The sequence below is a fragment of the Methylobacterium sp. A49B genome, from assembly GCF_053346215.1.
The window spans coordinates 116,119-123,136 of sequence record NZ_JBKFBO010000070.1; the positions used below are offsets into that span (position 1 = coordinate 116,119).

The 7,018-nt window shown below is 71.8% G+C and carries 6 protein-coding genes; 4 read left to right on the top strand and 2 right to left on the bottom strand.

Annotated elements, in window-relative coordinates; genetic code table 11:
• The first annotated feature begins 63 nt into the window (after nt 1–63).
• The 3 genes from ACLBX9_RS06980 to ACLBX9_RS06990 all read left to right on the top strand — a co-directional run bounded on the left by ACLBX9_RS06980 (nt 64) and on the right by ACLBX9_RS06990 (nt 3,841).
• The gene (locus tag ACLBX9_RS06980; protein WP_039893324.1) at nt 64–1,290 is read left to right on the top strand and encodes an efflux RND transporter periplasmic adaptor subunit; all 1,227 of its coding nucleotides are present in this window, start codon (nt 64–66) and stop codon (nt 1,288–1,290) included.
• A 3-nt stretch (nt 1,291–1,293) separates the two neighbouring features.
• A complete protein-coding gene (locus ACLBX9_RS06985) occupies nt 1,294–1,617 on the top strand; it encodes a hypothetical protein (RefSeq protein ID WP_447718398.1) in 324 nt (107 codons plus the stop codon).
• 181 nt (nt 1,618–1,798) lie between these two features.
• Entirely contained in the window at nt 1,799–3,841 is a 2,043-nt protein-coding gene (locus ACLBX9_RS06990; protein ID WP_447718399.1) for a YgiQ family radical SAM protein, read from the top strand.
• Nucleotides 3,842–3,965: 124 nt separating this feature from the next.
• Here the strand turns inward: ACLBX9_RS06990 and ACLBX9_RS06995 are convergent, their stop codons facing one another.
• Nucleotides 3,966–4,859 (bottom strand): LysR family transcriptional regulator, encoded by an 894-nt coding sequence (locus tag ACLBX9_RS06995; RefSeq protein WP_447718400.1) that lies wholly within the window; start codon nt 4,857–4,859, stop codon nt 3,966–3,968.
• A gap of 118 nt (nt 4,860–4,977) precedes the next feature.
• On the opposite strand from ACLBX9_RS06995, the gene ACLBX9_RS07000 reads away from it, so the two are divergent.
• On the top strand, nt 4,978–5,856 hold the full coding sequence (locus ACLBX9_RS07000) for an SDR family oxidoreductase (protein ID WP_447718401.1): 879 nt from the start codon (nt 4,978–4,980) through the stop codon (nt 5,854–5,856).
• A gap of 46 nt (nt 5,857–5,902) precedes the next feature.
• On the opposite strand, the gene ACLBX9_RS07005 is transcribed toward ACLBX9_RS07000, so the two are convergent.
• Nucleotides 5,903–7,018 (bottom strand): TRAP transporter large permease (locus tag ACLBX9_RS07005; protein WP_447718402.1); only part of this gene is annotated, 1,116 nt, incomplete at its 5' end.

Here is a 7,018-nt window from a genome sequence, read left to right on the forward strand (position 1 = left end):
GGCGTTTGGCGTGTTCCCCGTCCGGTCCGGCGCCCGGTGCGCCGCAGCGGGGGAGCGGTCGGCGTGCGGGCGGGAGTGCGGTACGGATTTCTCGGTTGTGGCGCCGCGCTGGTCCTGGCCGCGGGCGGCTGGTTCGCGATGGGCCGGCCGGAACCGTCCGCCCTGTTGGGCGCGCTGCCCTGGTCGGACCGGCCGTCGGAGACCGCCGAGACCGAGCCGCCGATCGCCGTCACGGTAACGGCGGCGCGGACCGAGGCCGTGCCGATCAGCTTCACCTACACGGGGACGATCATCGCGCAGCAGGACGCGGCCCTGCAGGCGCGGGTGACCGGCAACGTCACCGAGCGCCCCTTCGAGCCGGGCGGCCACGTGAAGAAGGGGCAGGTGCTGTTCCGGATCGACCCCCGCCCGTTCCAGGTGGCGCTCGCCCAGGCCCAGGCGCAGGAGGCGCAGGCCAAGGCGCAGCTCCAGTTCGCGCAGGCCGAGGTGAGCCGCACCGACACGCTGGCCGACAAGGGCTACGCCTCGGAGCAGCGCCTTCAGCAGCTCCAGTCGAACGCGGCCTCGGCCTCGGCGCAGGTCCAAGGAGCCGAGGCCGCCATCGCCCGGCAGAATCTCAACCTCGACTACGCGGTGGTCAACGCGCCCTTCGACGGGCGGGCGAGCCTGTCGATCATCAATCCCGGCGATCTCGTCATCGAGAACCAGACGGAGCTGGTCACCGTGGTGCAGCTCGACCCGATCGACGTGCAGATGGCCCTCTCCTCCGAGGATTCCGAGGCTTTGCGCGAGGCGATGCAGAGCGGGCCCGTGGCCGTGGAGGTGATGGACGAGGCCGGCAAGCCCGTGCGTGACGCCAAGGTCTATCAGCTCGACAACCGGTTCGACCCCCGCACCGCCCGACGCCTCGTGCGCGCGCTGCTGCCGAACACCGACGAGCGCTTCCTGCCCGGTCAGTTCGTCCGCGCACGGGTGAAGACCGGCACAGAGGAGAAGCTCCTCGTCCCCACGGTCGCGTTGTCGGCCCGGCTCGCCCAGCAGATCGTCTACGTGGTCGACGATCAGGGCGTCGTGCGCCAGAAGCCGGTGACGACGGGCGACAGCTTCGGCGAGGACACCGCGATCCTGGCCGGGCTCAAGGCCGGCGAGCGGGTGGTGACGGATCACCTTCAGGACATGCGGCAGGATCTCAAGGTGGAGATCCGGTCCGCAGAGGCCGACGGACCGTCCAATTCCAAATCCAAGTCCCCGGCGAACGCGGATGGCCGCGGTGCGGGCGAGCCGGGCTGACCGATGCGGCGCACGCTCCCGCTCGCGCTCGTCCTGGCGCTCGTCCTGGCGCTCCTCGGCGCACCGACTACCGAGGCGGCCGCCTCGAAGGCGGGCTGCCGCGTCGATTCCGCGCGCTACGCGGCCCTCAGGACCGGGATGACCCACCGGCAGGTGCGGGCGCGTCTGGGCTGCGACGGCCGTCGCGTGTCGCACCTGATCGTCGGCCGGGTCTCGCGCGCGACCTATTCCTGGCCCGGGCGCGGCACGTACGGCGCCAACGTCACGCTGACGTTCCGCAACGATCGGCTCACCGACAAGGCGCAGCTCGGTCTGGGCGATCCCTGAATGAACTGTCTTCCGGCGGGAACGGCGCCCGCGTCCCGTCCCGCGGCCGGGGCGGCGCGCCCGCGCCCGGTGCAGGCCGGAGGCAAGGCACGGCCGCTCCGAGACGCGCTCGCCCCTCGCCACCCCGTCGCCACCCTGCCATTCGTTGAGATCGCGGTCTCGGCGGCCTATGCAGGGATCCATGGAATCCCGAGCTTACGCCGAACAGACCGTGGCCCCCTTGGCCTGCAGGCCGCCGTCCACCGGACGGGCGGCGCCGTTCCTGCCGATGAGTCGCGCCGAGATGGCGGCGCTCGGATGGGAGTCCTGCGACATCGTGCTGGTGACGGGTGACGCCTACGTGGACCACCCGAGCTTCGGCATGGCCATCATCGGCCGGCTGCTCGAATCGCAGGGCTTCCGGGTCGGCATCATCGCGCAGCCCGACTGGCATTCGGCGGAGCCGTTCAAGGCGCTCGGCAGGCCGAGGCTGTTCTTCGGCGTCACCGGCGGCAACCTCGATTCGATGGTCAACCGCTACACGGCGGATCGGCGGCTGCGCCACGACGACGCCTACACGGCCGGCGGCGAGGGCGGGCGGCGCCCGGACCGCTGCACCATCGTCTACACGCAGCGCTGCCGCGAAGCCTTCAAGGACGTGCCCATCGTGCTCGGCGGCATCGAGGCGTCGCTGCGCCGGATCGCCCACTACGATTACTGGTCCGACAAGGTGCGCCGCTCGATCCTGGCAGACGCCAAGGCGGACCTCCTCATCTACGGCAACGCCGAGCGCGCCGTGGTCGAGGTGGCGAGCCGCCTCGCGGCCGGCGAAGCGCCGCACCAGCTCGACGCGATCCGAGGCGTCGCCCTGTTCCGGCGCGTGCCCGAACACTACACCGAGCTGCCCGCCGACGACCTCGACTCGACGGACGAGGCCGCCACCCGCCGGCCCGGCGAGACCGTGATCCGGCTGCCGGCCTACGACGAGGTCAAGGACGACAAGGAGGCCTATGCCCGGGCCTCGCGCGTCCTGCACCGCGAGGCCAATCCCGGCAACGCGCGCCCGCTCGTCCAGCGCCACGGCGACCGCGACCTGTGGCTCAACCCGCCGCCGATCCCGCTGACCAGCGACGAGATGGACGCGGTCTACGATCTGCCCTACGCCCGCGCACCCCACCCGTCCTACGGCGACGCGAAGATCCCCGCCTGGGACATGATCAAGTTCTCGGTGACGATCATGCGCGGCTGCTTCGGCGGCTGCACCTTCTGCTCGATCACGGAGCACGAGGGCCGCGTCATCCAGAACCGCTCGGAGGGCTCGATCCTGCGCGAGATCGAGCGGATCCGCGATAAGACCCCGGGCTTCACGGGCGTGATCTCCGATGTCGGCGGGCCGACCGCCAACATGTACCGGATGGCCTGCAAGGACCCGAAGATCGAGGCGGCGTGCCGGCTGCCCTCCTGCGTCTTCCCGGATATCTGCCCGAACCTGAACACCTCGCACGACGACCTGATCCGGCTCTACCGCAAGGTCCGCGAGGTGAAGGGCGTCAAGAAGGTGATGGTCGCCTCGGGCGTCCGCTACGACCTCGCGGTGAGAAGCCCCGAATACGTCAAGGAGCTCGTCACCCACCATGTCGGCGGCCGCCTGAAGATCGCGCCCGAGCACACCGAGCGCGGTCCCCTCGACAAGATGATGAAGCCGGGGATCGGCACCTACGACCGTTTCAAGGAGATGTTCGACGCCGCCGCCAAGGAGGCGGGCAAGAAGTACTACCTGATCCCGTACTTCATCGCGGCGCATCCGGGCACGACCGACGCGGACATGATGCACCTCGCGCTCTGGCTGAAAAAGAACAACTACCGCGCCGACCAGGTCCAGACGTTCCTGCCCTCGCCGATGGCGACCGCCACGGCGATGTACCACACCGAGATCAACCCCCTGCGGGGCGTGCGCCGCGGCGGCAGCGAGCCGGTCGAGGCGATCAAGGGGCTGCGCCAGCGGCGGCTGCACAAGGCGTTCCTGCGCTACCACGACCCCGAGAACTGGCCCCTGCTGCGGGAGGCGCTGCGGGAGATGGGCCGCGCGGACCTCATCGGGCCGCGGCCGGACCAGCTCGTGCCGTTCTTGCAGCCGGCGGGAACCGGGGCGGGGGCGGGCCGGGGGGGCGGCCAGCCGCGACCGGTGTACCGTCCGGGCGGCGGCCAGCGCTTCACCACGAAGGGCGTGCCGCTGCGCAAGTGACGGGTCCGCGGGTCCGAAGCGCGTCACGGAAGCGGTGCTTTCGAGCGGCTGCCCCGAGGCGCGAGCGGCTGCCCCGAGGCGAAGGCCGATCCGTACGGGCATCGAGCGCGGCCACGGCTTCCCATCATCGGGGCGGCGCCGCGGCGGCGTCCTGCAACTCAGCCGCGAGATGCGCCACGAAGGCCTTCACCTTCGGACTGACCAGCCGTCGGGACGTGTGCAGCGCCCACAATTCCGTCGGCGGTCCCTCGCGCCAGCCCCAGCAGGTCAGCCGGCCCGCCGCGACGTCCCCTCCGACGAGGGAGCGCGGCAGCAGGGCCGTCCCGGCGCCCGCCACGACGGCGTCGCGCACGGTCGGCAGCGATGTCAGGCGCAGGACCGGTGCCGGCACGTAGGACCTGCGCGAGCGTCCGTCGTGGACATGCCAAGCCTCTCCCGGCCGCGGCAGCGACCGCACGACCGCCGGCAGCGGCGTCGGCTCGCCCTCGGCCGCCGGAGCGGGGCGCGCGGCATCGGGGGCGGCGACCAGCCAGAGTTCGTCGCGCAGGACGCATCGTCCGACCAGGCGGTCGTCCGGCTTCGGGTTCACGCGGATGATGACGTCGAAATCCTCCTCGACCGGATCGACGAAGCGGTCCTCCGCGCAGATCTCCAGGTCCACCTCGGGGTAGGCCCGCAGGAAGGTGGCGGCCACGCGGCCCAGCTGCGTGTCTGAGAGAAGCAGCGGCGCGCTCACCCGCAGGCGGCCGCGCGGCCGGTCGAGGCCGCCGCCGAGCGCCGCGCCCACCTCGGCGATCTCCGCGAGCAGCGGCCCGGTGCGGGCATGCAGGAGGGCACCCGCCTCGGTGAGGCGCAGGCTGCGCGCGCCGCGCTCGATCAGCCGCGTGCCGAGGCTCGCCTCGAGCTCGGCCACGCGCCGCGACAGCGTCGCCTTCGGCCGGCCGCTGGCTCGCGCCGCCCGGCCGAAGCCGCCGTGAGCGGCGACGAGATTGAAGGCGGTGAGCGCCGAAAGGTCCATCCATCGTTCCATAGTCGAGACACCCAGTCCCGATCTTGGCGTCTATGGCTCGCGAAGGGAACGGCGCATCTTCGGTTCATCGGCGGCCCGCTCCGGACCGCCCTTCAGGAGAACCGACATGACCATCCTCGTCACGGGCAGCACCGGCCGCATCGGCTCCGCGGTCATCGAGCACCTCGCACTGGCCGGCGCCTCCGTGCGCGCCCTGACCCGCGCGCCCGAGAAGGCCCGGTTCCCTACCGGTATCGATGCGGTGCGCGGTGATCCCGCCGATATCGACGCCATGCGGGCGGCGCTCTCCGGCATCGACACCCTGTTCCTGCTCGTGGCCAACGTGCCGGACGAACTGACCCAGGCGATCACAACCCTGAGCCTCGCCCGCGAGGCGGGCGTGCGCGGGATCGTCTACCTCTCGGTCTACAAGGCAGAGGCCTATGTCGATGCCCCGCATTTCACCGGGAAGCACGCGGTCGAGCGGATGATCGCCGACCTGCGCCTGCCGGCCACGGTGCTGCGCCCCGCCTATTTCATGCAGAACGACTTCGCCCAGAAGGAGCCTCTGCTCGGCGCTGGCGTCTACGGGGTCCCGCTCGGGACCGCCGGGGTCTCGATGGTCGACACCCGCGACATCGCCGAGGCGGCGGCCCTCGAACTCCTGCGCCGGGAGCGGGCGCCTGGCTCGCTGCCCGCCGAGACCTACGACCTCGTCGGGCCGGACGCCCTGACGGGTCCGGCCCTGGCCGAGATCTGGGCCGAGACTCTCGGGCGCCCGGTGGGCTACGGCGGCGACGACCTCGACGCCCTGGAGGAGCGCCTGCGGGCCTTCGCCCCCGCATGGCTCGCCTACGACCTGAAGGTCATGATGCGCCGCTACCAGGAGGACGGCGCCGTGGCGACGGCCGCCGAGGTGGAGCGCTTCGCGGCCCTGCTCGGACACCGACCGCGCGGCTACCGCGACTTCGCGGCCGAGGTCGCCCGGGCGTGGCGCGGGGCCTGAGCCCGGGCGGAGCCCGCCTCGGGGTCGCGACGCGGCAGGCCTCGCCTCAGAGAAAGCCGATGGAGAACCAGGGGACGAGGATGATGACGAGCAGCCCGACCAGCAGGGCGAGGATGTAGCCGACGATGGGGCGCATGCCGGCGTCGGGGTGGATGCGGCTGATGGCGCAGGCGGCGTAGTAGCCGACGCCGAAGGGCGGGGCGAACAGGCCGATGCCCATGGCGAGGATCACCACCATGGCGTAGTGGACCTCGTGCACGCCCACCGCCCGGGCGATCGGGAACAGCAGCGGGCCGAACAGCACGATGGCCGGGATGCCCTCCAGCACCGAGCCCAGCACGATGAAGGCGGCGGCCGAGACGAACAGGAAGCCGAGCGCGCCGCCGGGCAGGCCCTTCATGACCTCGGCCAGCGTCTGCGAGAAGCCGGACTGGGTCAGCGCCCAGGCCATGCCGGTGGCCGCGCCGATGATCAGCAGGATCGCCCCCGACAGGGTCGCGGTGGTCACCAGCATCGGGTAGAGCCGCCGCCAGTCGAACTGGCGGTAGATCAGCAGGCCGGCCAGCGCGGCGTAGACGATGCCGATGGTGGAGACCTCGGTGGCGGTGGCGATGCCCTCGACCACGGCGAAGCGGATCACGAAGGGCAGCGCCAGCGCCGGGATCGCCACCAGGAAGGCGTGGCCGATGACCCGCCCCGACGGTCGTGCCACGTGGCGCAGGTCCTCGCGGCGGTAGCGCCACCAGACCAGGGCGCAGAGGGTGAGGGCGAGCACGAGGCCGGGCAGGAGGCCGCCGGTGAACAGGGCGGTGATCGACACGCCGGTGACCGAGCCGATGGTGATCAGCACGATCGAGGGCGGGATCGTCTCGGTCTGGGCGCCGGTGGTGGCGAGCAGGGCCACGAGGTCGCCCTCCTTGGCGCCCCGCGCCTTCATCTCGGGGAACAGCACGGGGGCGACGGCGGCCATGTCGGCGGCCTTGGATCCGGAGATGCCGGAGACGAGGTACATGGCGCCGACCAGCACGTAGTGCAGGCCGCCGCGGACATGGCCGAGCAGGCTGGCCAGGAAGCCCACCATGGCGCGGGCCATGCCGGTCATCTCGATCAGCAGGCCGAGGAACACGAACAGCGGCACGGCCAGCAGGATCAGGTGGCTCAT